This is a genomic window from Pseudomonas sp. TE12508 (assembly GCF_056279485.1).
This window is the reverse complement of the sequence record NZ_JBWCCN010000019.1, coordinates 113,093-137,356: the sequence shown is the minus strand read 5'-3', so window position 1 is coordinate 137,356 and position 24,264 is coordinate 113,093. Positions and strand designations below refer to the sequence as shown.

The window sequence follows — 24,264 nt, the reverse complement described above, 5'->3', positions numbered from 1 at the left end:
GGATTAATCTACAGGTCAGCCATAGACCTTTGGCGCGCCGCTGCGGTCTATGCCAGTGCCTATCGATAAAAGGAAGAACGCCATGCCTGCCCGCGAACTGCAAGAACAGCTCAACAAACTGCGCGAGCAATTGGAACAGAATCCACCGCTTTCCGAAGAAGAGCGCGCTGACCTGCACGCGCTGATGCAACAGATCGAACTCGAACTTGAGCTGGAAACCAAAACCCAGGACACCAACCTCGCCGACAATGTGAACCTGGCCGTCGAGCGCTTCGAACTCGAACACCCGACCCTTGCCGGCACCTTGCGCAACATCGTGCAAGCGTTGGGCAACATGGGGATCTGAACCCGCCATGTACAAAAAAGCCCTGCTATCGGTAGCGGGGCTTTTTCATATCCGGGATTTGCAAATGCAATCCCCTGTGGGAGCGAGCCTGCTCGCGATGGCGGAGTATCAGCCAACATTAATGTTGGATGTGCCGCCCTCATCGCGAGCAGGCTCGCTCCCACATTGGTTCTTCATTGACGGACCAGGCGGTGGTTCGGCAGTTGCACGTCTTCGGTGCTGCGATACGGGTTGATGTCCAACCCGCCACGACGCACATACCGTGCATACACCGTCAGTTTCTCCGGCTTCAGCAACCGTTGCAGGTCGAGAAAAATCCGCTCCACACACTGCTCATGGAAGTCCGAGTGCTGACGGAAGCTCACGATGTACTCCAGCAAACTCGCATGGTCCAGCGCCGCGCCGCGATACTCCACCGCTACGCTGCCCCAATCTGGCTGACTGGTAACCGGGCAGTTGGATTTGAGCAAATGGCTGTGTACGCACTCTTCAATAATGAGCGACTCATTGCACCGCAGCAGTTCCGGACGCGGATGCTCGTAGTTGCTGACGCTGATATCCAGGTCATCGATACACACACCCGGCAACGCCACGACGCCTTCCGCCTCAACATCTTTCAGGCTGCGAATCCGCACGCCCACCGGTTTGCCGGCAGCGGCCGAAAGGTCTTTTGCCAGCGTCGCTTCAAGGCTTGCGGTATCGGCAAACGCTGTTTGGTTCAGCGAGTTGAGGTACAGCTTGAACGACTTCGATTCGATGATGTTCGGCGAATCCGCCGGAATGCTGAACTCGCCAATCGCCACTACGGGCTTGCCGGACGGCAACAGCCACGACAGCTCGAAGCAGTTCCAGAAGTCCACGCCCTTGTACGGCAGGGTTTCAGCCGTCAGGCCCAGCTCCGCCCATTTCGCGGTACGCGGGATCGGGAACAGCAGGGACGGCGTGTAGGTGGCGATGTATTCGCTGGACTTGCCCAGCGGCGAATGTTCGGCTGCGGGATGCATGGCGGAAACCTGACTGAAGAATCAGCGGATTCTACCAGCCTTTGCTCCCGCCTTTGAGTGCTTACTGACTGACTGTCAGTTTGCCGACCATACCGGCCTGATAGTGGCCGGGGATATTGCAGGCAAATTCCAGGTTGGTGGCCTTGGTGAAAGTCCAGGTCAGCTCGGCGGTTTTGCCTGGTTCCACCAGCACACTGTTCGGGTCATCGTGTTTCATCCCATGCCCTTTGGAGGAATGGTCCATTGTGGCCATGGAGCCGTGATCCATAACCTTCATGCCTGTAGGCATCAGCATGCCGCTTTGCTGCATCTGGAGCATTTCCTGCTGATGCCTGGCATGCATCGCCGCGTCGCCGAGGTTGAATTCGTGCAGTAACTGGCCTTTATTCACCACTACAAAACGCACGGTTTCTCCGGCCTTGATATCAATCGCCTTGGAAGTGAAGGACATATCGCCCATCACCACTTCAACGCTACGGGTAGCCTTGGTCGCTACCGCCGGTTGACCGAAGTCGTAGGAATGCGCCGGTGAAGCTTCCAGTCCCAAGCTCAGAGTCAGCAAGCAAGCGGTCAGTACCAGACGATTTTGCAAAAACATAGTCGCACTCCAACAAGATGAGGTTCAGCTTGTGGGAAACTTAACCCGCGGGCTCTGGCAGCCACCTGACAGGCAGATTACAACTTTGTCAGGTTGGCCTGTATCGCCGCCGCCCACGGTATAACGCAACCGTTCCAACTGCCCGAGTCGCCCATGAAACTGCTGATTGTCGAAGACCAACCGAAAACTGGCCATTACCTGCGCCAGGGCCTGACCGAGGCCGGTTTCACCACCGAATTGGTGGCCGATGGCAACACCGGCCAGCAACTGGCGTTGAGCGGCGATTACGCCTTGTTGATCCTCGATGTGATGCTGCCTGGTCGCGATGGCTGGCAGATTTTGCAAGCTGTGCGCGCCGCGGGTCTCGACACACCGGTACTGTTTCTTACAGCGCGAGACGCTGTGGAGGACAGGGTTCACGGCCTGGAACTGGGTGCCGACGACTATCTGGTCAAACCGTTCGCCTTCTCCGAACTGCTGGCGCGGGTTCGCAGCCTGCTGCGCCGCGGCAGCACCCTGCCTCAGGAAACCAGCCTGCAACTGGCCGACTTGCGCCTGGACCTGATTCGTCGCCGGGTCGAACGCAACGGTCAGCGCATCGACCTGACCGCCAAGGAATTCGCCCTGCTGGAAATGCTCCTGCGACGTCAGGGTGAAGTTCTGCCCAAGTCGCTGATCGCTTCCCAGGTGTGGGACATGAATTTCGACAGCGACACCAATGTTATCGAAGTGGCGATCCGCCGTTTGCGCCTGAAGATCGACGACGACTTCCCGAATAAATTGATCCACACCGTGCGCGGCATGGGCTACGTCCTTGAAGAGCGCCCTGCCTGATGCGCCGACTTTCACTAAGCAATCGCCTGGCGCTGCTGTTTGCGGCCTGCACCGCGGTGGTGTCGTTGTTCGCCGGGGTGTTATTCAGCCGCGCGAGCGAGGCGCATTTTGTCGAACTGGACCAGCAGTTGCTCGACGGCAAACTGATTGGCTTGCGCCGGGCTCTGGATGACATTCCGTCCAGCGAAAGCGAGACCAAACTGGCCGATGAATTGAGCCGACAAGCCGATCTTTCGCTGCGCATCATCGGCAGCGATGGCCAACGCTTGTACGACAGCTCAGCCCGCTTACCCAAAGACTTGCCGCGCCAGTTGGGCCTATCGACGGTGAGTGATGACGGTACTGACTACCGCGTCCTGAATGCACCGCTGTTCCTCGATAAACCCGATTCACCACAACTGACCCTGCTACTGGACATCACCCATCACCAACACTTTCTGCAACGCATGCAGCACCTGATTTGGCTGACGGTCGGTTTGTCGGCGCTGGCCACCGCCCTGCTCGGTGCCTGGGCGGCGCGCAGTGGCTTGCGCCCGCTGCGGCGCATGAGTGCGGTCGCCAGCGGTGTTTCGGCGCAATCGCTCAACGCACGCCTGCCGGAAGCAGACATGCCGCCAGAACTCGCGGAAATGGCCCACAGTTTCAACGCCATGCTCGGACGCCTTGACGACTCTTTTCAGCGGCTCTCGGCGTTTTCCGCCGACATCGCCCATGAACTGCGCACACCGCTGTCGAACCTGCTGACCCACACCCAGGTCACCCTCACCCGCCCTCGCCCCATCGAGGATTACCGCGAGGCACTGCACAGCAATCTCGAAGAACTGCAATGGATGGCGCAACTGGTCAATGACATGTTGTACCTGGCCAAGGCTGACCACGGCTTGCTGATGCCCAAGCGCGAAGCGCTGGAACTGGCGGAAGAAGCCGATGTGCTGCTGGAGTTTTTTGCGCCGCTGGCCGAGGACGCTCAGGTGAAATTGAGTCGTGACGGCAGCGCGCGCATGCAGGGCGACCGCAGCATGTTGCGTCGGGCGCTGTCCAATCTGCTGGACAATGCACTGCGGTTTACCCCGGGCGGTGGCGAGGTTCGGGTGAAGATTGTTGAGCAGCCGACAGGCCTGAGCCTGATTGTTGAAAACAGCGGGGAAGTGATTTCTGAAGACTTGTTGCCGCGCTTGTTTGACCGCTTCTACCGGGCAGACCCGGCGCGCCGTGAAGGCAGCAGTGAGCATGCGGGGTTGGGATTGGCCATCACCCAGTCAATCATCCGCGCCCATGGCGGGCAGATTCGTTGCGAATCGGATAAGGGATGGACGCGGTTTGTGATTGAGTTGCCGAAGGGGGATTGAGGCCAACCAGTGCCCACAAAAAACCCGGCCCATCGGCCGGGTTTCGTTTATCGCCTGTCGTCGGACAATGGCGTTTCTTCATCCGGCGCTGGAATATCGTCATCCAGAGCCGGGTCCAGGGCTGGGTCCCTCCAGTCTTCAGGACGATCGACGTCCGTATCGGCCGGATCTCGTGATGGGTCCATGCCGGGTGGCGCGTCGTGATCCATCGACGGATCGTCCATATCGGGAATGGGTCTGACAGGCTCGTTATCGGAAGTTCCACCTTGAAGGATTTGATCGTTAGCCATGACGCACCTCACTGATGAGGTCCAGCGAGTCTGGGCCGTACAGGTTGGAAACGAGCCTGCAAAAGAGGTGCTATCAAGGAGACCAACGGCGACTACCGATCAGCCGAAAAGCGGTCGCGGCTGTTAGTCAGGTGTAACCACATTGCCGCCCGCGCCGCATCCGGATCCTGGCGTTTGATGGCGTTTAGAATCGCTTCGTGTTCGAGGTTGGCGAGTTGCCCCAGCTTGCTCAAATCCGCCGACCCGCGCTCGGCGGCATTGACGCGGGTCCGGGGGATCATGGCGCTGCCCAGGTGCTGCATGATCTCGGTGAAGCAGACGTTGCCGGTGGCTTCGGCGATCAGCAGATGAAAGCGTTTGTCCGCCTCGACGCAACTGTCGTTGTTGGCCAACAGGCTTTGATAGTCATCCAGCGCTTCACGCATCTGCGCCAACTGCCTGTCTGTGCGACGCACCGCTGCCAGCGCCGCAGCCTGGGTTTCCAGGCCCATGCGCAACTCCAAAATACTGCGCACGCCCAGCGCCGTATCGACATTCAGACGCAGCCCCTGATCCGGTGCGCGCTCTAGAACAAAAGTGCCTATGCCGTGACGGGTTTCAACCAGCCCCGAAGCCTGCAACTTCGAGATCGCTTCGCGCACCACTGTGCGACTGACGCCATGCTCCTGAACAATCGAGTTTTCCGACGGCAGCTTGTCCCCCGGCACCATCTGGCCGAGCAGGATGCTCTGGGTCAGTTTGCTCACCAGATCATGGGCCAGGTTATGGGCACGCTTGCGGGCAGGTGCGTCGATGTCTTCTTGCATGGTGATTTATCCGTAAAGCGGGTATCCGGATCGTATCACCGTGTGCGCTTTTCGATGACGGGAATCTCAATAAAACGCCGCTCAACTTGTATGACAACACTCAATATTTACTGCACAAAAGACGATTTACACCATCGCACCCAAGCGCTCCGCCGCGACAAAGGGAAAATTATCGGCTGAACACATCCGTGAACAACCCAACAAATACGCCATACAAACCCGTAAAACGAATAAAAACCCTTCCGCCTAGCACCATTTTGTTGAGTGACGGTACTTGTAGGACAAAAAAGCCTAGTTGTATGATGTCTATCAACAACGCAGCATCCAGCCACACCCCGCATAAAAATAACGAGTGGGAGAAAAAGCAGTGAATACATCCATATCCGGGATGACCGAGGGCGCCGATTCGGTCCTGAAGTCCGCCATCTCGAAAGTGAAACGCCACGTTCTGCCGCTGTTCGTGATCATGTTCATCGTCAACTACATCGACCGCGTGAACATTGGCTTCGTCCGCGCGCACATGGAGCATGACCTGGGCATTGGCGCTGCCGCCTACGGCTTCGGTGCCGGTCTGTTCTTCATTGGTTACGCGCTGTTCGAAGTCCCCTCCAACATCCTCCTGCAAAAAGTCGGCGCACGAATCTGGCTGACCCGCATCATGCTGACCTGGGGCCTGGTGGCCGCCTGTATGGCGTTCATCCAGAACGAAACCCACTTCTACATTCTGCGGTTTTTGCTCGGTGTCGCCGAAGCCGGCTTCTTCCCCGGGGTGATTTATTACTTCACCCGCTGGTTGCCTGGCGTCGAACGCGGCAAGGCGATTGCGATCTTCCTCAGCGGCTCAGCCATAGCGTCGCTGATCTCCGGCCCGCTGTCCGGGCTGCTGCTGCAAATCAGTGGTTTGGGCATGCACGGCTGGCAGTGGATGTACTTCATTGAAGGGATGTTCTCGGTCGGGTTGTGCGTGTTCGTCTGGTTCTGGCTGGACTCCAAGCCCCATGACGCCAAATGGCTGACCCTTCCTGAGCAGGACGCACTGGTCAAAGCCATCGATGACGAACAACTGGCCCGCGAAGCCGCGACGCCGATCAAACCGTCGCTGGGCACACTGCTCAAGGATCGTCAGATCATCCTGTTCTGCATGATCTACTTCTTCATCCAGTTGACCATCTACGCCGCGACCTTCTGGCTGCCGAGCATCATCAAGAAGATGGGCGACCTGAGCGACATCCAGGTCGGGTTGTTCAACTCGATTCCATGGTTGCTGTCAATCGTCGGCATGTACGCCTTCGCCACGTTGTCGGCCAAATGGAAACACCAGCAAGCCTGGGTCGCCGCTGCGCTGCTGATCGCTGCCGCCGGGATGTTCATGTCCACCACGGGAGGGCCGATCTTCGCCTTCGTCGCCATTTGCTTCGCCGCGCTGGGTTTCAAATCGGCATCGTCGCTGTTCTGGCCAATTCCCCAGGCGTACCTGGATGCTCGGATTGCTGCAGGCGTGATCGCACTGATCAACTCGGTGGGCAACCTCGGTGGCTTCGTTGCGCCGACCACCTTCGGTCTGCTGGAACAACACACCGGGTCGATTCAGGGCGGGCTGTACGGCCTGGCCGCCACCTCGATCATTGCCGCGATCATCGTTTTCGCCGCGCGCAACAAACCGAAAACCGCACCTGTGGTTGCCCTGAGCAAACCAGCACCTAATCACGCCTGAACATTGGTTTTAAGGACAAGAAAATGAACCCACAAGAAGCCGCAAAAGCCCCGATCATCACCAGCATGCAGGTTGTGCCGGTGGCCGGCCACGATGGCATGCTGCTCAACCTGAGCGGCGCGCACGGCCCGTTTTTCACCCGCAATATCGTGATCCTCAAGGACAACGCCGGTCACACTGGCGTCGGCGAAGTGCCGGGTGGCGAGCGTATTCGTCAGACGCTGGAAGATGCGCGCGCACTGGTGGTCGGCAGCCCGATCGGCACTTACCAGAAGATCCTCAATCAAGTGCGCCAGACCTTTGCCGATCGCGATGCCGGTGGTCGCGGCCTGCAGACCTTCGACCTGCGCATCACCATTCACGCGGTCACTGGCCTTGAAGCCGCCCTGCTCGACTTGCTCGGCCAGCATTTGGACGTACCGGTCGCGGCCCTGCTCGGCGAAGGCCAGCAGCGCGACGAAGTGAAGATGCTCGGTTACCTGTTTTATGTCGGTGATCGCAATGAAACCGATCTGGCCTACCGCAGCGAACCGGACGCCGACAACGACTGGTTCCGTGTGCGTCACGAAAAAGCCATGAGCGCCGGCGCCGTGGTGCGCCTGGCCGAAGCTGCCCACGCCCGTTATGGCTTCAAGGACTTCAAACTCAAGGGCGGCGTGTTGAGTGGCGACGAGGAAATCGAAGCGGTCACAGCCCTCGCCGAACGTTTTCCCGATGCGCGCATCACCCTTGATCCGAATGGCGCCTGGTCGCTCAAAGAAGCGATCCGCCTGTGCCGGGATCAGCATCACGTTCTCGCTTACGCCGAAGACCCATGCGGTGCGGAAAACGGTTACTCGGGCCGGGAAGTCATGGCCGAATTCCGTCGTGCCACGGGCCTGAAAACCGCGACCAACATGATCGCCACCGACTGGCGGGAAATGGGCCATGCGATCCAGTTGCAGTCAGTAGATATTCCTTTGGCAGACCCGCACTTCTGGACTATGCAAGGCTCGGTTCGAGTCGCGCAAATGTGCCACGAATGGGGCCTGACCTGGGGCTCGCATTCCAACAACCACTTCGATATTTCCCTGGCCATGTTCACCCACGTCGCAGCCGCCGCGCCGGGTGAAATCACCGCCATCGACACCCACTGGATCTGGCAGGACGGTCAGAGCCTGACCAAAGCCCCGCTGCAAATCGTCGACGGCTGTGTGCAGGTGCCGAAAAAACCTGGCCTGGGGGTTGAGCTGGACATGGATCAACTGGCCAAGGCCCATGAGCTGTACAGAGGCATGGGGCTGGGCGCTCGGGATGACAGCGTGGCGATGCAGTTTCTGATTCCGGGGTGGAAATTCGATAACAAGCGGCCGTGTCTGGTGCGGTAACCCTCTGAAAACACCTCAATCCCTGTGGGAGAGCCTGTGTGGCGAGGGGGCTTGCCCCCGTTCGATTGCGAAGCAGTCGCAAAAATGGCCAATCGGTTCTTTAAGACGAAACCCGGTGATGGTATTGGGAGTGCTGCGCACTCCAACGGGGGCAAGCCCCCTCGCCACATAAGCTCGCTCCCACAGGTTTTTGTATTAAAGCGAAGCTTGCAGCAGCCAGTCCTTGAACGCGGCCATCGCCGACGTTTCAGGGCGCGACTGCAAGCGGGTCAGCCAGTAGCTGCCCGTGGTGATCCCGATGGCAAATGGTTGCTCGATTACGCCCGCCGCCAGTTGTCGAGAGAACATCAAGGGCGGCGCCAATGCTACGCCCGCCCCTTGCAACGCCGCTTCCATCATCGCCAGCGAGGAATCGAAGACGATGCTCCGGGGCGGTGCGGCATGGGCCGAGAGACCGGTCGCCTGAAACCACTCCGGCCACTCATCCGTGCGATAGGAACGCAACAGCGTTTGCTGCAACAGATCGGCCGGTGTGTGCAATTGCCGCGCAATCTCGGGAACGCAGAGCACCGACAGCGGCGCCTCGATCAGCCGTACCGCTTCGATCCCATGCCACGCCCCTGCGCCAAAGCGAATGGCGTAATCCAGCCCTTCAGCGGCCACGTCCACCCGGTTATTGTTGGTCGACAGACGCAAATCGATAAACGGATGTTTCGTCTGAAAATCCGCCAGCCGCGGTAACAGCCAACCGACCGCAAACGTCCCCACCGCCCCCACTGTCAACACCTCGCGAAAATGCCCGCCCTCGAAACGCTCAAGGGTTTCGGCGATCCGGTCGAAAGAGTCGCGCAACACCGGCAGCAGGGTTTCACCTTCGTTGGTCAGCATCAGGCCTCGGGGCAGGCGTTTGAACAAAGTCACGTTAAGCTGGGCTTCAAGGCTTTTGACCTGATGGCTCACCGCCGCCTGCGTGACACACAACTCCACCGCCGCCCGGGTGAAACTCAAATGGCGCGCCGACGCCTCGAAAGCGCGTAGCGCATTCAGCGGTAGATGAGGACGAATCATGCCCACTCCAAAAAATTTCTAATGGCTCATCCGAAATATCGTCGTTTGTCGGTATTCGCCAAACTGCATAGATTTGGCTCGCCCAGCAACGGACCGGCTTGAAAAACCGCTCGGAGTGTAGCGGTTAACACAACAGAAACTCATGGAAAGTGACTCAATCATGCGTATAAAAAATCAGAGAAAACTCGCGTCTTACAGCGCTTTCGCACTTCTGCTAGGCGTCAGTCACAGCTTTGCTGACGACCGCATCGAAGCGATCGTCAAGGCCGCCGTTGAACCGGTGATGCAGCAACAGCAGATCCCCGGTGTCGCGGTCGCGATTACAGTCAACGGCCAACCGCATTACTTTAACTACGGCGTGGCCTCGAAAGAAAACGGCAAAGCCGTTACCGAAGACACCCTGTTCGAGATCGGTTCGGTGAGTAAAACCTTCACCGCCACCCTCGCCGCCTATGCCCAGGCGACAGGCAAACTGGCCCTCTCAGACAACGCCAGTAAGGTTCTACCGACATTACGTGGCAGCGCGTTCGACAACATCAACGTGCTGCAACTCGGCACCTACACCGCCGGTGGTTTGCCCCTGCAATTCCCCAGCGATGCAGACCATCAGAACAAAATGCTCGGCTATTTCAAGCAGTGGAAACCGGCCTACGCCGCCGGCACTCATCGCCTGTATTCAAACCCCAGCCTTGGGTTGTTCGGCTATCTGGCGGCGCAAAGCATGGGGGCGCCGTTCGATAAGCTGATGGAAAAAACCTTGCTGCCGAAACTCGGCCTCAAGCATAGCTACCTCAAGGTGCCGCAGGATCAGATGGCGCTTTACGCCCAGGGTTACAACAAGGACGACAAGCCTGTGCGGGTCGGCCCGGGCGCATTGGATTCCGAAGCGTATGGCGTGAAAACCAGTGCCTCGGACCTGCTTCGCTATGTTGAAGCGAACATGAATCCGGCTTCGCTGGAAAAGCCCTTGCAGCAAGCCATCGCCACCACACATACCGGCTACTACACCGTTGGCGAGATGACTCAAGGGTTGGGGTGGGAGTTCTACAACTATCCGGTAACGCTCGATACATTGCTGGCGGGCAACTCGTCGCAGATGGCGTTTGAGGCTCATGCAGTCCAACCGCTGAACCCGCCTCAACTGCAACACGATCATGTCCTGATCAACAAAACCGGCTCAACCGGCGGCTTTGGCGCCTATGTAGCTTTTATCCCGGCGAAGGACATCGGCATCGTGATCCTGGCCAACAAAAACTACCCAAACCCCGAGCGAATCAAAATCGCCCACAAAATATTGAGTGCCCTGGCGGAATAATCCCGACAATCCATCACGGCTGGGCAACCGCGCACCTGTGGCGAGGGGGCTTGCCCCCGTTGGGCTGCGCAGCGGCCCCAAACCAGCCACCGCGTTGTATCAAATAGACCTCTGATGCCGGATTTACGACTGCTGCGCAGCCGAACGGGGTGATGCGGCATTCCGACAAGCCCCCTCGCCACAGGGTTTGGCGTTGGCAAATAAAATGGGCGACCTCTTAAGGTCGCCCATTTTTCTTTACTGCACTTAAACCTGCGCCCGCAATCGTCGTCCGATCACATCCATTAAGTCACAACCGTCGCGCATCGGAATCGCCAGCACTCGAGCAAAGTCCTGCAACAGTAATGCATCGCGGCTGTTCCCCTCGCCGATGGAAAGGGTTTCCAGCAACTGAGTCACGCTTCTGATGCGATAGGCCGCTGTGTCATGCAACACGTCCACAGGCGCCTCGGTATCAATCAGCAACGATGCAATTGTGCAGTCGATGCCCGTAATCGGCATGTATCGAGCCATAACGGAACCTCCCTGATCAATGTTGAGTGCTTGGCTGAACGGCAGGCGCGCCTTCGGGCGAATCGATGTTGTCCAGTGCGCGGTTCACCAGCAATTGCGCGACTACCGCCAACTGCTGAATCGACAGCGCCACGTTGCGGTTGGAGCTTTCCAGCTTGCAGGCTAGGTCCGTGATCAGGACATTCAGGGATGCGAGGGTATCACAGGCGTGGCTTAGCAGGGTTTCTGTATGGACGCCGGGGACGATGGTGAAGATATGGCTGATAGGGTCAGCGTGGTTGGGGTTACGTAAGCGAGCGCTGACGGCGGGCTCGGTGATTTCAGATAGTGGAACGGGATCAAGGGGGTCGGATGGGGATTCGGGGGGATTGGGAGTAACTTTCTTCATATGTAAAGCTCCATTAACAATTTAGGAAAACTGCCAATCTCACTTCCACATGAGGGTGACAGCTGTACGCAGGTGTGGAAGACCAGGGGGAACCTACCAAAACCCGGCGCACTCGAAAGTGCCCCGCGCACAGCCGCCATAACGCGGCAATGTTGACATAAAAAATGTCGCCATGCGCTTTACGAGCGTTGGTAAGTGTCTCTGACCACCGGACTTCCACATCCGACCACTGATTTTGCAGCGGCAGAAGAAGGTTATCCGGGCAGCCGGCCGAGCGATAGTTCATGGAGTGCACCACGTCTTGCAGGAAATGTCCGAAGCAAACGAAGGCCCATACATAACGTCCTAGGACGCTCCGATTCCGTAGCAGCTGCCGAGCCCGCGAGGCTGCGTTCGGCTGCGCAGCAGTCGTAATCCGGCGGATGCGGTTTGCCTGAAAGAGCGCAGTGGCAAGTATTACGACCGCTTCGCGGCCGAACGCAGCCTCGCGGGCTCGGCAGCTGCTACGGATATCTGAAGGCAAACAAAATAGGCGACCTCTTGAGGTCGCCCATTTTCGTTACGGCACTTAAACCTGCGCCAAACCCTGTGGCGAGGGGGCTTGCCCCCGTTGGGCTGCGAAGCGGCCCCAAAACCAATCAACGCGTTGCATCAGATAGACCTCAGATGCCGGGTTTACGACTGCTGCGCAGCCGAACGGGGGCAAGCCCCCTCGCCACAGTTTTTTGTTGAGCAGTGAAAATCAAAGTGGCTACCGACATGAGGTCGCCGGATCGCCTGAGCCTTTCCTGGGCATAGCGTTATTCGATGCTTATTAGTTCCACATCAAATATCAGCGTTGCATTCGGTGGGATGACCTCGCCCGCGCCTCGAGTGCCATAGCCAAAATCTGGCGAGATAGTCAGTTTGCTCTTCTGCCCCACGCTCATCTGTGCAACCCCTTCATCCCAACCCTTGATTACTTGGCCCACGCCAATTTTGAATTTAAACGGCTCACCACGATCATGACTTGAATCAAACTTTTCACCATTCACAAGTGTGCCGGTGTAGTGGACGGAGACAATCTGTCCCCCTTTGGGAAATGTTGTTCCGTCTCCTGGTTCTAACGTTTCTAGTGTTACGCCCATTTTTTCGCCTCGAAAGCAAGAATGCAGATCAGTTTTGACGCAATCAGTACCGCGCGTCATGACGCCCATGTTTGGTCAAACCCACACTGATTCCAACTGTCATAAATGATAGTTTTCTAGCACGTTTGGTTATTTATCCAATGAGGAATTGATCGCTCTCGATCTGATCACTTGGCATTTTGGTCGATGATCACTCTGTGGTGTGCGACCTGCTTCGCAGGCCAACGGGGGCAAGCCCCCTCGCCACAGGGATTTTCACCCCCATGGAGGAAATTCAATCATCCGGCATTTCAGGCGGTTTGGCGGGCTTCGCCGGTTTGCCCTTTGCGCCTTTGGCCGGTGCAACCTCAGCCACCGGCGCTGGCACCGGTACTGTCGCTTCCTTTTCGGCGGCTGGCAGCGCGTCGATGGTGCTGAAAATCTCTTTCAGCTCGACCACATCCTTTTCAAGCTTCTTTTCGCCGTCCTTGCCGACCAGGATGATTTTGCTCTTCGCCCCGGCGCCCAACTTGAGCGAACGGATCAACGCCATTGTCGTTTGCGGGTCGAGGTCTTTGCCGTCGCGTTGCCCCATCGTATTGATCACGGTGTACAGCACCATGTTTCGCTCGGTGAAGCCCTTGCGGCTGGCGGGTTCATCCAGTGACTTTTTCAGGCTGACCCAGGTGGGATCAACCGAACTGGGCGCGATGACGATCAGGGGACGGGCCCTGCCCACGTCTTTAACCAGAGGGGAATCGTCATCGGCGGCGAACAAGGGGCCGACGAAAGCCAGCAGAGTAGCCAGGGTCAAAGACCTGATGAGCATGCGCATCTCCTTTTGATATCCACGCTCTAATGATTGCGCATCGCGGCGAACGTTCCGGGTGAGGCAACGTATTTGTGTTCACCTTGCCCCAAGCTTAGGTCAGGGCAGTCATTGCGCAACAGCCTGAGCTAATCTCATAGCACGACTCGCACCACCTGATTCGCCGTGAGGATTTTTCCATGAGCGCTCAGCTGAACCACACCATCGTCTGGTGCCGTGACAAACAGGTGTCGGCCCGCTACCTGACCGACCTCCTCGGCCTGCCCGATGCCGAGCCGTTCGGACCGATGCTGGTGGTCAAATTCGATAATGGTGTGTCGCTGGATTTCTACAACAACGACCCGCCGATCGCGTCCCAACACTATGCGTTTCTGATTGGCGACGAAGACTTCGATGCGGCCTTCGCTCGCCTGCAAGCGTGCAGGCAGCCCTGGTGGGCCGATCCTGGCAAGCAACGGCCGAACGAGATCAATGATTACGGCGGTGGCCGGCGGGTGTATTTCGATGACCCGGACGGGCATCTGCTGGAGATTTTTACCCGGGAATAGAGATCCGTCATATACCGAACGGAAAGGTGTCTTCCTCGTGCTCCATGAATTCAGGCGCCGGCAATGGCGAGACCGCATGGGTTTTTTCGATCCAGACAAAAGCGTCGAACTGCTCCGCCAGCACTGCCTGAAAGTAATGGCTCTGGCGCTCGGTCCTGGGTCGATAGATGACGCCGATGGCGCGTTCAAGTAACGGCCCGGCCAGTACGTCCAGCAGTTCCTCGCTCGGTGACGTCCACCAGTCGAGCAGCGCTGCGGGAATGCCGGCCTGGAGAAACAGTTGTTCCCAACTGTCGGCCAATGCCGGGTTCACCTGTTTGACCTGCATCGGCTCGTCCCAGTCGTCGGCGGCGGCGACGGTGCCATGGTCGGTGCCCATGCCGATCAGCACCGCTTGTGAACCGTAGGCCGTGCGGCACAACTGGCCGATGTTGAATTGCCCCTCCCAGCCCATTTGCGTGGCGGCGGCGTTGCCGATGTGTGAGTTATGCGCCCACACCACCGCTTTGGCGCCTGCCCCGCGATGCACCATCAGGGTTTGCAAGGTATCGAACATGTGCAGGTCACGCAGGTTCCACGAGGCGGTCGAGCCGCGATACATGGCGCGGTAATACTGTTCGGCGGCCCGCACCACGCGGGCGTTCTGGGTGGCGCTGAAAAACGCCTCGTCGTCGGCGACCATCGGGTCAAGCCGTTCGCCCAGCAACACATTCAATTGCTCGACCACTGCGTCCTCGCACGTGGCCATGTTGCCCCGCTCAGCGAAATGACCGTACAGCGCCGGGTCGTCATGCCACGGCGTCAGGCAGCTGTAGCGATGACGGGCCTCTTTCGCCAGTTGCGGGTCGGTCTTATCGAGATAGCCCAGCACTTCGTCGATGGAATGACGCATGCTGTAAACATCCAGCCCCCGAAATTCCACCCGCTGCTCAAGCGCCAAGCCGCGATTATGGTGGTGCAGCCAGCGGGTGAAAGTCTGCACAGCGGTGTTGCGCCACATCCAGGTGGGGAATCGGGCGAAGGCCTGTTTTTTCCAGGCAGAGCGGCCCAGGTCGCGGACACATCGATCGATCTGGCCGGCATCGGGCCAGTCGGCCTCGACCGCGACGATGCCGAAGCCATGCTGCTCGATCAGGCGGCGGGTGATCGCCGCTCGGGTCTGGTAGAAGTCCTGGGTGCCGTGGCTGGCTTCGCCGATCAGCACCACGCTGGCATCGCCAAAGCGGTCGAAGAGTTTGCCGAATTCAGGTGAGTCGAGTGCAGGCAACGGCTCGGCATGACGGCGCAGCACCTCGGCCGCGTTGCCGGGTGGCTCGCCGCGGGGGCGGCGGAACCGTCGTAGAAGATCGTTTACGGGGCTGTTCATGGACGTCATGACCTCATCTGAACGTGGTCATAATTTTGACTACGCCAGTGAGGGCATGATTCCGCTAAATTCAGGGATCTATACGGTGCCGGATCAGAACGCCAGCTTGTAGCCGATCAGCACTAGCATCGTGGCCAGGCATGGACGCAACAGTTCGTCGGAGATCCGCCCGGTCAAATGGCTGCCCAGGTAAATCCCCGGCAGCGAACCGACCAGCAAGTAGCCCAAAACGTGCCAATCCATATTGCCCATGCTCGCATGGCCCAGGCCGGCGACCAGGGTCAGGGGCACGGCGTGAGCGATTTCGGTGCCGACCAGGCGGCGAGTAGGCAGCAGCGGATACAGGATGAACAGCGCGACGGTGCCCAGGGCGCCAGCGCCGATGGAGGTCAGGGCCACCATGGTGCCAAGGACCAATCCGGTGATAACGGTCAGCACATTCAACCGCGAGCCGCTAGGGTTGTAGTGGCCGCCCGCCCGTTTGTGGGCGAAATCGAGCAAGCGTTTCTTGAAGAAAATCGCCAGCGCCGTGGCGAACAATACGAAGCCCAGCGCTTGTTTGATAACGGCGTTCATCGCGTCGGGCGAGGTCTGCAAACTGCTCAAAAACCACAGCGTCAGCGCTACTGCCGGCACACTGCCGAGGGTCAGCCAACCGGTGATCGCCCAGTCGATGTTCTTGTTCTTGCGATGAACCAGCACACCACTGGATTTGGTAATGGCCGCGTACAGCAAGTCCGTGCCCACCGCCGTAGCCGGGTTGATCCCGAACCACAGCAGGATCGGTGTCATCAGCGACCCGCCGCCCACGCCAGTCATGCCGACGATAAAACCGACCACCAGCCCGGCAACGACCAACCCGAAGTTAACAAAATCCATTAATCCGTCCACATCGACCGCAGGAAAAATCTGGCCCGCAGCATAGCGATTTTTCTTATAACCACTTATATCGATGCGATCTATATTTATATCTATTTATTGATTGGAACAACGATCTCCCCCTCAACACAATCCCTTGTGGGAGCTGGCTCCCACAGGGATTGGGTTCACTACTCGAATTACTGCACCGGCAAAAAATTCAGGAACAGCAAACTCTGGGCATAGTTAAGGCCGATCCGCCGGTAGCGTTCGTCGAGCATCTGGGTCAGCAGATCCAGCCGTGCGACGATTTTGCCGAACTCCACGGCAAAGCTCAGGTTGCTGCCCTCCTCCGAGATTTCGTTGGAAAACAGCAAGGGCTCGCCTTGCTTGTTTTGCCGCTGACTCAAGATCCAGGTGGCCTTCTCGATGTTGCGCGCGGCATTGCTGACGAAGGTCGGGTTGATCGCATCCGTCATGTAGAACTCCAGCCGATTGCCATGAGCGGTGACCAGCATGCTGCCGATGGCATAGATAAAGGCACCGACCCGGTCCCCGAGAAATTCCGGGCTCATGGCGTAGCTCAGCGCGGCGAGGTCTTTTTTGCCACCGAGAGTGGGTAGCGGCTGTTGCTGTTCGATGGCCATGCGCACTTGTTTTTCCGCGGTGCCGACATCGAGGAAGCCGGATTTCTTCAGCTCCTGCGGGTTGCGCAGGTAGAGCTTGTTCATCAGCAGGTAGAGGCTTTCGAGGTTGTCACGCATCGTCAGGGTCGCCATACGGTCGACGCTGGTCTGGAGGAATTCCTGGGGTTGGCCGTTGCGAAACTGGCTGACGATATCGTTGCCCGGCTGATGGCTGCAGCCACTGGCGAAGAGCATCGACAGGCCTGTCAACAGCCAGCAATAACGGCGAATGTGCGGGGTAAAGCGGGGTAAAACTCGAGCCATGGGTTCTTGAACTTGGGCATGGGCCGGCGGTGGGGATCGCCGCGGGCTGGCCAAGGATAGAACCGCGAAAGCCGAAAAAGTGCAGTGCCGGTGGTCCGTAAACGCGGATCACCGTGAAAGCTGCTCCTTATTAGTCATACTTTATAATTGCAACACTACGTAGATAAGCTATAAATCCTTCCTTGATCGCGTTAAAACTCGATTATTAGTATGACTACTTCTTACAAAACAACAAAAAGGAAGGTCAACCATGCTTCAATCTCGATACCTGCTCTCCGGCCTCGGACTGTCCCTGATGATCGCCACCCTCCCCGCTCACGCCGCTGGCTTGTCCAGCGAACAGAAAGCCTTCGGCAAAACCAATGATGGCACGCCCGTCGAGCAATACATCTTGCGCAACAGCCATGGTCTGCAAGCCACGGTCATTACCTACGGCGGGATTCTGCAGTCACTGAAAGTGCCGGACAAAAACGGCAAGTTCGACGATGTGGTGCTGGGCTTCGACGACGTGCAGGGTTATCAAAGCGGCACCGCGTACTTCGGCGCGACCATTGGCCGCTTCGGCAATCGCCTGGCCAACGGTGCCTTCGAGCTGGACGGCAAGCGCTATCAGGTGCCACTCAACGACGGCAGCAATTCACTGCACGGCGGGGCGCAGGGTTTTGATAAACGGGTGTGGAAAGCCGAACCGAGCAAAGGCAAGGATTCGGTGGGCGTGACCCTGACGTATCTGTCGGCGGGCGGTGAGATGGGTTTCCCGGGCAACCTGAAAACCGAAGTCACCTACAGCCTCACCGAGAACAATGAGCTGCGCATCGAGTACAAGGCCAGCACCGACCAACCCACCGTGCTGAACCTGACCAACCACAGTTATTTCAATCTGGCCGGCGCGGGCAATGGCGACGTCCTGAAGCAGCTTGCGACTTTGCATGCAGCCCGTTACACGCCGGTCACCGGCAAACTGATCCCCACCGGTGAACTGGCCCTAGTCGCCGGCACACCCATGGACTTCACCCAACCGACCGCCATCGGTCAACACATCAAGGCTGATCACCCGCAACTGAAATTCGCCGAACCGAAACAAGGCGGTTTCGATTTCAACTGGGTGCTGGACGCCAAGGGTGATCTGGGCAAACTCGCTGCCGATGTCAGCGATCCGCAATCCGGCCGCCGCTTGCAGCTCTACACTACCGAGCCCGGCGTGCAGTTCTATACCAGCAACTTCCTCGATGGCACGGTCAAGGGCAAGGCTGGCAAGGTTTATCCGCATTGGGGGGCGTTTACTCTGGAGACTCAGCATTATCCGGATTCGCCGAACCAGCCGAACTTCCCGTCCACACGGCTGGATCCGGGCAAGCGCTATAGCCAGACTACGGTGTACAAGTTTTCCACCCTGTAGGTCAGAAGATCAAAAGATCGCAGCCTTCGGCAGCGCCTACAGAGGCTGCGATCTTTCGAGATGTCCACGGAACCACCGGGCCATTTTGCTGCCAACTGAAGTATCGATCGGACTTTCGAAAGGAGGATGCATGCGTACTCTTGAGCTGGCCGGCAGCCAAGTGCCGGTCATCGGCCAAGGAACCTGGCGCATGGGAGAGGAACGCTCCCGACACACAAAGGAAGTTGCAGCTTTGCGTTTGGGCATCGAGTTAGGCATGACCCTGATCGACACCGCTGAAATGTACGCAGAAGGAGGCGCTGAAGAGGTGGTGGGTGAAGCCATCGCAGGCCTTCGCGACCAGGTTTTTCTGGTCAGCAAGGTCTATCCCTTCAACGCCAGCCGCAAAGGCATTCCCCAGGCCTGCGAGCGCAGCCTGCGGCGGTTGAATACCGATTACATCGATCTCTACCTGTTGCACTGGCGCGGCGACTATCCCCTTGCGGAAACCGTCGAAGCCTTCGAGCGCCTGCGCGACGACGGTAAGATCGGCCGTTGGGGCGTGTCCAATTTTGACCTGGATGACCTGGAAGAACTGGCTTCGCCGGCCTGTGCCACCAATCAGGTGCTGTATAACCTGGAAGAACGCGGCATCGAGTTCGATCTGCTCCCTTGGAGCCAGCATCTCAGGATGCCGGTGATGGCCTATTGTCCGATCGGCCAGGGCGGGCACATGCTGGCCAACTCGACGCTCAAGCAGATTGCCGCCCGTCACGAGGCGACACCGGCGCAGGTAGCGCTGGCATGGATTCTGCGTCAGAACGGCGTGATCGCCATCCCCAAAGCGGTCCGCCCCGAGCATGTGCAGCTCAATGCACAAACGGCGCAGTTGCGGCTTGAAGTCGGGGATCTGGAGGCGCTGGACCAAGCGTTTCGCGCGCCACAACGTAAGCAGCGGTTGGCCATGGTCTGAGCCATCGCGGTTTGTCAGAGGGCATCGGCATGAGAAGTACCGATCAGCTCGACGCTTTCAATTTGCCACGCTTCGTTCAGGCGCAAGACCCTGTGTTCGAGTGGGTGCAGGAAGAGCTGCGCGCCGGCCAGAAGCGCCGGCACTGGATGTGGTTTATCTTTCCGCAGTTTTCCGGATTGGGCGACAGCGAGATGTCCCGCTACTTCGCCATTCGCTCCAGTGAAGAAGCCACGGCGTACCTGAAGCATCCGTTATTGGGGCCACGCTTGCGCATGTGCACGCAACTGGTTCTGGACATTCCTCAAAGCTCGATCGCCAAGATTTTCGGTCACCCCGACAACCTCAAGTTTCACTCATCGATGACACTGTTCGCCCAGGTTTCGCCAAAAGGCAGCCTGTTCCATCAGGCGCTGGATCAGTATTTTCACGGCATACCGGATGACTGGACGTTGTCGCTGCTGGACTCAAAACAGGCCCAACTGCCCCCCAATCAGCGTTGAGAAATCGTCATCCACGAACGGCAGGATCGCATCCGCCACCGGCTGCAGCTGCCGGGTGACGTAATGGTCGTAGTCGATGGGCGCGCTGCGGATTTCCAGCGGCTCGGGGCCGGCGACGGTGATGACATAACTGATCCAGCCGCCATTCTGATATTGCCGCGGGCGTCCCTGCTGGTCGTTGTAGTCATCGGCGATTCGCGCGGCCCGCACGTGGGGTGGCACGTTACGTTGATAGTCGTCGAGGGTACGGCGCAGGCGTTTGCGATAGATCAGGCGTTCGTCGAATTCGCCGGCCAAGGTCTTGCGCACATAGTCACGAACATAGTCTTGATAGGGTTTGCGATTGAAGATGCGCAGGTATAGCTCCTGCTGGAATTGCCGGGCCAGCGGTGACCAGTCGGTGCGCACGGTTTCCAGGCCCTTGTAGACCATTTCATCGGTGCCATCGGCGCGGGTGACCAACCCGGCATAGCGCTTCTTGCTGCCCTCCTCGGCGCCGCGAATGGTCGGCATCAGAAAGCGCTTGTAGTGGGTTTCGAACTGCAACTCCAGAGCACTTTCCAGCCCGTATTCCTGTTTCACATGCTCGCGCCACCACTGGTTGACGTGGTCCACCAGCGCATGGCCGATCTGCGCGGCTTCTGCCTGACCGTGGGCACGGCGCAACCAAACGAAGGTGGAGTCGGTGTCGCCATAAATCACCGCGTGGCCTTGGGCCTCGATCAACTGGCGGGTGCGCAGCATGATCTCGTGACCGCGCAAGGTGATGGACGAGGCCAGCCGTGTATCGAAGAATCGACAACCGCTGGAACCCAGCACGCCGTAGAAGGCATTCATGATGATTTTCAGCGCCTGGGACAACGGTGCGTTGTGTTCGCGCTTGGCGGTTTCACGACCTTCGGCAACCCGGGCGACGATGGCCGGCAGGCAATGCCGGGTTCTTGAGAAACGCGCACCGCGAAAGCCCGGCACCGACTCGCTGTCGTCAGGATGCTTGAGCCCTTCGATCAAGCCCACCGGGTCGATCAGGAAGGTGCGGATGATCGACGGATAGAGGCTTTTGTAGTCGAGCACCAACACCGATTCGTACAGCCCGGGTTGCGAGTCCATGACAAAACCGCCGGGGCTGGCCTCCGGTGGTTTGCCGCCGAGGTTCGGCGCGACGAAACCCTGACGGTGCATCAACGGCATATACAGGTGAGTGAACGCCGCCACCGAGCCACCGCTGCGGTCCGCCGGCAAACCGGTGACACTGGCGCGCTCGAGCAGGAAGGTCAGTAATTCGGTCTTGGCGAAGATCCGCGTCACCAGTTCGCAGTCCTTGAGGTTGTACTTCGCCAGGGCCGGTTTGTCCTCGGCGAACATGCGATTGATTTCGTCCATGCGCTGGTACGGATTGTCGATTGACTTGCCTTCACCCAGCAGGGTTTGTGCGACGTTTTCCAGGCTGAACGAGGGGAAGCTCCAGGTCGCCGAACGCAGCGATTCGATGCCGTCGATGATCAACCGGCCGGCAGCCGAGGCGAAGTAATGATTGCGACTGCCATGCTCGCGCCATTGCATTTCTTCGCCGCCACGCCCCAGCTTCAGCGGTACCGCCAAGCGCCTGGCATGTTCGTGCAGTACGCGCAGATCGAACTGCACGACGTTCCAGCCGATGATCGCGTCGGGATCGTGCCGGGCGAACCATTCATTGAGTTTTTTCAGCAGCAGGGTTCGCGAGTCGCAGTATTCGAGCTGGAAATCCACCCCACTGTCATCGCCATTGGGCGGCCCGAGCATGTACACCTGCCGCTCCCCGCAGCCTTCCAGGGCAATGGAATACAACTCGCCCTGAGCGGTGGTTTCGATGTCCAGCGAGGCCAGTCTGAGCTTCGGTCGGTAGCCGGGGTCAGGTTTCATTTGCGCGTCGAGCAGCAGACCTTCGGCGCTGGGCGTGCCGCCGAACAAAACGGGGGCGGTGATGAAACGCTCCATCATGTAGCGTTCCGGCGGGCGGATATCGGCTTCGAATACATCGACGCCTGATCTGCGCAGCGCGGTTTCCAGGCGCATCAACTGACCGTGCTGCTGGCAATACAGGCCGAGCACCGGGCGATGTTCGAAGTCCAGAAGGGCCAAGGGCTTCAGCTCGACGTTTTTCTCGCCGCGCAGTAGCGCTTCGGCTTGCTCACGCTGGGCTGCGGGAATGAACGCTACCGACGGTTGATGCGGCAGGCGGACCCGTCGGGGACCGGCATCGGTCGCCAGCCAGAACTCGACTTCCGTGCCGGCCGGGGTATCGCGCCAATGCCGGGTCAGGACGAAGCCCTGCTGTAAATCCACCACTGCAACCTCAACAAACTGATTCAAGGGGTAATTCTACGCGTGATCGACCTGGCATTGGGGCAAGGCCTGATACCTGTCAGTTAAGGACTGAACACCGCAGAACCTGTGGGAGCGAGCCTGCTCGCGATAGCGTCGTGTCAGCCTACATTGATGCCGGATGTACCGCCGTCATCGCGAGCAGGCTCGCTCCCACAGGTTCTGCGCCTCAACTTACCGGCATCAGGGGCGGACTTTTACAAAGAAAAATCGCTGAATGACGCTTTTTGCGCGGTATCTGCCGCTTTCTGCCTTGCTCTGTGAGCGCGTCTCTACGATTCTTCAAGAACAACGACAACACCCGAGAATCCGCCATGAAAACCGTCGCCCAACTGCTCAAGTTAAAGGCCCAACAGAATCAGGAAGTCCACACCATTGCGCCTCATCAAATGGTGCTGGAAGCGCTGATGGTGATGGCCGCAAAAAACGTCGGCGCGTTACCGGTGCTGAAAGATGGCGCGGTCGTCGGCATCATCAGCGAGCGTGACTATGCGCGCAAACTGGTGCTCAAGGGGCGCTCCTCGGTTGGCACACCGGTCAGCGACATCATGGTGGCGCCGGTCATCACCGTGGACACCCATCAAACCGTCGAAACCTGCATGGGCATCATGTCCGAAAAGCGCCTGCGGCACTTGCCGGTGGTGGAAAACGGCGAGTTGATAGGCTTGCTGTCCATCGGCGACCTGGTCAAGGAAGCCATTGCCGAACAGGCTGAACTGATTCGCCAGTTGGAGCAGTACATTCGCGGCGAGTGATTGCGGCACACCGCAAATCCCCCTGTGGGAGCGGGCTTCTGTGGCGAGGGGGCTTGCCCCCGTTGGGTCGCGAAGCGCCCCCGAAAGCCTTGCGACTGCTTCGCAGCCGAACGGGGGCAAGCCCCCTCGCCACAAAGCTCACTCAACACAAAAGCTTGCTCCCACAATAGTTTGTTGGTGTTCTTACGGCCAATGCCGCGCGAAAACCGGTGCCAACGCAGGGTGCCGGTCGAAGCGTTCGAGCCAGGCGAAGAACCCCGGCCGCGCAACACGCAAGTGTTCCCGGGTGCCCGCCCACCGCGTCACCACCGCCGCCAGAATATCCAGCGCACCCGGTTTTCCATCGCCCAGGTACAACTTGCCGGCGAACTGATCGGCAAACACCTCCCAACTCCAATGCAGCCGCTGGCGGGCACCGGCCATGAGGTTTTGCCGGGCTGACTCATCAACCTTGGCCAGCCAGCGCTCGGGGTAATCGATGATGCCAATGGCCGCGTAGCAATTGTTGACGATGTACACCAGGCCATGAATCACCTGATCACGCTTGATCGGGTTTTCCGGCAACAGGTTCGACTCCGGGAACGTGAGGCCCAGATGAATAAGAATGGCCGCACTCTCGGTGAGAACGCCGCCATCGGGCAGCAGCAGGGTGGGAACCTGCTTGAGCGGGTTGAGCTTCTCCAGCGCCTGAAACGCCTCCGGGGACGCAGAAACATCGATGAAGCGATAAGCGACCTCGCACAGTTCCAGCGCGGCTTCGATGGCGGCCGCACCCGAATTCTGATGCCCGTAGAGCTGGTACATGACTAAATCTCCTCTGCGACTCTCTCTTTGTAGCAGTTGCCGAAGATTGCGCTCGAATACCTCATCAACAATACCAGTCGGTAAGCGCAATCCCTATGGGAACGGGCTTGCTCGCGAAAGCGGTGTGTCAGTCGATATCAATGTGGTCTGTAACACCGCCTTCGCGGGCAAGCCCGCTCCCACAGGTTCTGCGTCTTAACTGACCGGCATTAGCCTCCCCAGCCGGGTTTCTCAGTCTGGC

The 24,264-nt window shown here is 58.6% G+C and carries 25 protein-coding genes; 11 read left to right on the top strand and 14 right to left on the bottom strand.

The window, feature by feature from the left end; translation table 11 throughout:
- The first annotated feature begins 82 nt into the window (after positions 1–82).
- Positions 83–346, top strand: coding sequence for a DUF4404 family protein (locus ACZ9IM_RS24540; RefSeq protein WP_007897109.1), 264 nt, complete (start codon positions 83–85; stop codon positions 344–346).
- A 173-nt stretch (positions 347–519) separates the two neighbouring features.
- On the opposite strand, the gene queF is transcribed toward ACZ9IM_RS24540, so the two are convergent.
- Positions 520–1,350, bottom strand: coding sequence for an NADPH-dependent 7-cyano-7-deazaguanine reductase QueF (queF, locus tag ACZ9IM_RS24535; protein WP_427624501.1), 831 nt, complete (start codon positions 1,348–1,350; stop codon positions 520–522).
- A gap of 61 nt (positions 1,351–1,411) precedes the next feature.
- Positions 1,412–1,948: a copper-resistant cuproprotein CopI gene (copI, locus tag ACZ9IM_RS24530; RefSeq protein WP_427624500.1), complete on the bottom strand. Its 537-nt coding sequence runs from the start codon at positions 1,946–1,948 to the stop codon at positions 1,412–1,414.
- A 153-nt stretch (positions 1,949–2,101) separates the two neighbouring features.
- On the opposite strand from copI, the gene ACZ9IM_RS24525 reads away from it, so the two are divergent.
- Complete coding sequence (locus tag ACZ9IM_RS24525; RefSeq protein ID WP_427624498.1) at positions 2,102–2,782, top strand: heavy metal response regulator transcription factor; 681 nt, start codon at positions 2,102–2,104, stop codon at positions 2,780–2,782.
- On the top strand, positions 2,782–4,131 hold the full coding sequence (locus ACZ9IM_RS24520) for a heavy metal sensor histidine kinase (protein WP_476225183.1): 1,350 nt from the start codon (positions 2,782–2,784) through the stop codon (positions 4,129–4,131). The genes ACZ9IM_RS24525 and ACZ9IM_RS24520 overlap by 1 nt, the downstream gene beginning before the upstream one ends.
- A gap of 47 nt (positions 4,132–4,178) precedes the next feature.
- Here the strand turns inward: ACZ9IM_RS24520 and ACZ9IM_RS24515 are convergent, their stop codons facing one another.
- Both ACZ9IM_RS24515 and ACZ9IM_RS24510 read right to left on the bottom strand, forming a co-directional pair.
- The gene (locus ACZ9IM_RS24515; RefSeq protein WP_476225182.1) at positions 4,179–4,421 is read right to left on the bottom strand and encodes a hypothetical protein; all 243 of its coding nucleotides are present in this window, start codon (positions 4,419–4,421) and stop codon (positions 4,179–4,181) included.
- A gap of 92 nt (positions 4,422–4,513) precedes the next feature.
- Positions 4,514–5,227: a FadR/GntR family transcriptional regulator gene (locus ACZ9IM_RS24510; RefSeq protein WP_476225181.1), complete on the bottom strand. Its 714-nt coding sequence runs from the start codon at positions 5,225–5,227 to the stop codon at positions 4,514–4,516.
- 367 nt (positions 5,228–5,594) lie between these two features.
- Between ACZ9IM_RS24510 and ACZ9IM_RS24505 the strand changes: the two genes are divergently transcribed.
- Both ACZ9IM_RS24505 and gudD read left to right on the top strand, forming a co-directional pair.
- Positions 5,595–6,941 carry an MFS transporter gene (locus ACZ9IM_RS24505; RefSeq protein WP_476225180.1) on the top strand — a complete coding sequence of 449 codons (1,347 nt, stop codon included), beginning with the start codon at positions 5,595–5,597 and terminating at the stop codon, positions 6,939–6,941.
- Between the two features lie 23 nt (positions 6,942–6,964).
- On the top strand, positions 6,965–8,308 hold the full coding sequence (gene gudD, locus ACZ9IM_RS24500; RefSeq protein WP_427624492.1) for a glucarate dehydratase: 1,344 nt from the start codon (positions 6,965–6,967) through the stop codon (positions 8,306–8,308).
- Positions 8,309–8,503: 195 nt separating this feature from the next.
- Here gudD and ACZ9IM_RS24495 read toward each other — a convergent pair whose 3' ends face one another.
- Positions 8,504–9,376 (bottom strand): LysR family transcriptional regulator, encoded by an 873-nt coding sequence (locus ACZ9IM_RS24495; protein ID WP_427624490.1) that lies wholly within the window; start codon positions 9,374–9,376, stop codon positions 8,504–8,506.
- Between the two features lie 160 nt (positions 9,377–9,536).
- On the opposite strand from ACZ9IM_RS24495, the gene ampC reads away from it, so the two are divergent.
- Entirely contained in the window at positions 9,537–10,691 is a 1,155-nt protein-coding gene (ampC, locus tag ACZ9IM_RS24490) for a class C beta-lactamase (protein ID WP_476225179.1), read from the top strand.
- Between the two features lie 246 nt (positions 10,692–10,937).
- Here the strand turns inward: ampC and ACZ9IM_RS24485 are convergent, their stop codons facing one another.
- From ACZ9IM_RS24485 to ACZ9IM_RS24470, 4 genes are all read right to left on the bottom strand, one after another.
- Positions 10,938–11,204 (bottom strand): hypothetical protein, encoded by a 267-nt coding sequence (locus tag ACZ9IM_RS24485; RefSeq protein WP_476225178.1) that lies wholly within the window; start codon positions 11,202–11,204, stop codon positions 10,938–10,940.
- Positions 11,205–11,220: 16 nt separating this feature from the next.
- Entirely contained in the window at positions 11,221–11,592 is a 372-nt protein-coding gene (locus ACZ9IM_RS24480; protein ID WP_476225177.1) for a DUF6124 family protein, read from the bottom strand.
- 800 nt (positions 11,593–12,392) lie between these two features.
- A complete protein-coding gene (locus ACZ9IM_RS24475; protein WP_427624484.1) occupies positions 12,393–12,788 on the bottom strand; it encodes an FKBP-type peptidyl-prolyl cis-trans isomerase in 396 nt (131 codons plus the stop codon).
- 205 nt (positions 12,789–12,993) lie between these two features.
- Complete coding sequence (locus tag ACZ9IM_RS24470) at positions 12,994–13,527, bottom strand: DUF4174 domain-containing protein (RefSeq protein WP_192343285.1); 534 nt, start codon at positions 13,525–13,527, stop codon at positions 12,994–12,996.
- A 179-nt stretch (positions 13,528–13,706) separates the two neighbouring features.
- Here ACZ9IM_RS24470 and ACZ9IM_RS24465 point away from each other — a divergent pair, with 179 nt between their 5' ends.
- Positions 13,707–14,075, top strand: coding sequence for a VOC family protein (locus tag ACZ9IM_RS24465; RefSeq protein ID WP_427624482.1), 369 nt, complete (start codon positions 13,707–13,709; stop codon positions 14,073–14,075).
- Between the two features lie 7 nt (positions 14,076–14,082).
- Here ACZ9IM_RS24465 and ACZ9IM_RS24460 read toward each other — a convergent pair whose 3' ends face one another.
- The 3 genes from ACZ9IM_RS24460 to ACZ9IM_RS24450 form a co-directional block, all read right to left on the bottom strand.
- Complete coding sequence (locus ACZ9IM_RS24460; RefSeq protein ID WP_476225176.1) at positions 14,083–15,441, bottom strand: erythromycin esterase family protein; 1,359 nt, start codon at positions 15,439–15,441, stop codon at positions 14,083–14,085.
- A gap of 93 nt (positions 15,442–15,534) precedes the next feature.
- Complete coding sequence (locus ACZ9IM_RS24455) at positions 15,535–16,320, bottom strand: sulfite exporter TauE/SafE family protein (RefSeq protein WP_427624478.1); 786 nt, start codon at positions 16,318–16,320, stop codon at positions 15,535–15,537.
- A gap of 179 nt (positions 16,321–16,499) precedes the next feature.
- Positions 16,500–17,249 (bottom strand): hypothetical protein, encoded by a 750-nt coding sequence (locus tag ACZ9IM_RS24450; protein WP_218399086.1) that lies wholly within the window; start codon positions 17,247–17,249, stop codon positions 16,500–16,502.
- A gap of 250 nt (positions 17,250–17,499) precedes the next feature.
- Between ACZ9IM_RS24450 and ACZ9IM_RS24445 the strand changes: the two genes are divergently transcribed.
- The 3 genes from ACZ9IM_RS24445 (at position 17,500) to ACZ9IM_RS24435 (ending at position 20,100) form a co-directional block, all read left to right on the top strand.
- On the top strand, positions 17,500–18,648 hold the full coding sequence (locus ACZ9IM_RS24445; RefSeq protein WP_476225175.1) for an aldose epimerase family protein: 1,149 nt from the start codon (positions 17,500–17,502) through the stop codon (positions 18,646–18,648).
- A gap of 130 nt (positions 18,649–18,778) precedes the next feature.
- A complete protein-coding gene (locus tag ACZ9IM_RS24440; RefSeq protein WP_476225173.1) occupies positions 18,779–19,600 on the top strand; it encodes an aldo/keto reductase in 822 nt (273 codons plus the stop codon).
- 29 nt (positions 19,601–19,629) lie between these two features.
- Entirely contained in the window at positions 19,630–20,100 is a 471-nt protein-coding gene (locus ACZ9IM_RS24435) for a DUF1810 domain-containing protein (RefSeq protein ID WP_008071147.1), read from the top strand.
- Here the strand turns inward: ACZ9IM_RS24435 and ACZ9IM_RS24430 are convergent.
- Positions 20,065–22,425 (bottom strand): DNA polymerase II, encoded by a 2,361-nt coding sequence (locus ACZ9IM_RS24430; protein WP_476225201.1) that lies wholly within the window; start codon positions 22,423–22,425, stop codon positions 20,065–20,067. The genes ACZ9IM_RS24435 and ACZ9IM_RS24430 overlap by 36 nt on opposite strands.
- Positions 22,426–22,778: 353 nt before the next feature.
- On the opposite strand from ACZ9IM_RS24430, the gene ACZ9IM_RS24425 reads away from it, so the two are divergent.
- Positions 22,779–23,219 carry a CBS domain-containing protein gene (locus ACZ9IM_RS24425; RefSeq protein WP_038982372.1) on the top strand — a complete coding sequence of 147 codons (441 nt, stop codon included), beginning with the start codon at positions 22,779–22,781 and terminating at the stop codon, positions 23,217–23,219.
- A gap of 183 nt (positions 23,220–23,402) precedes the next feature.
- On the opposite strand, the gene ACZ9IM_RS24420 is transcribed toward ACZ9IM_RS24425, so the two are convergent.
- On the bottom strand, positions 23,403–24,023 hold the full coding sequence (locus ACZ9IM_RS24420) for a glutathione S-transferase N-terminal domain-containing protein (RefSeq protein ID WP_427624470.1): 621 nt from the start codon (positions 24,021–24,023) through the stop codon (positions 23,403–23,405).
- Positions 24,024–24,264: the final 241 nt, after the last annotated feature.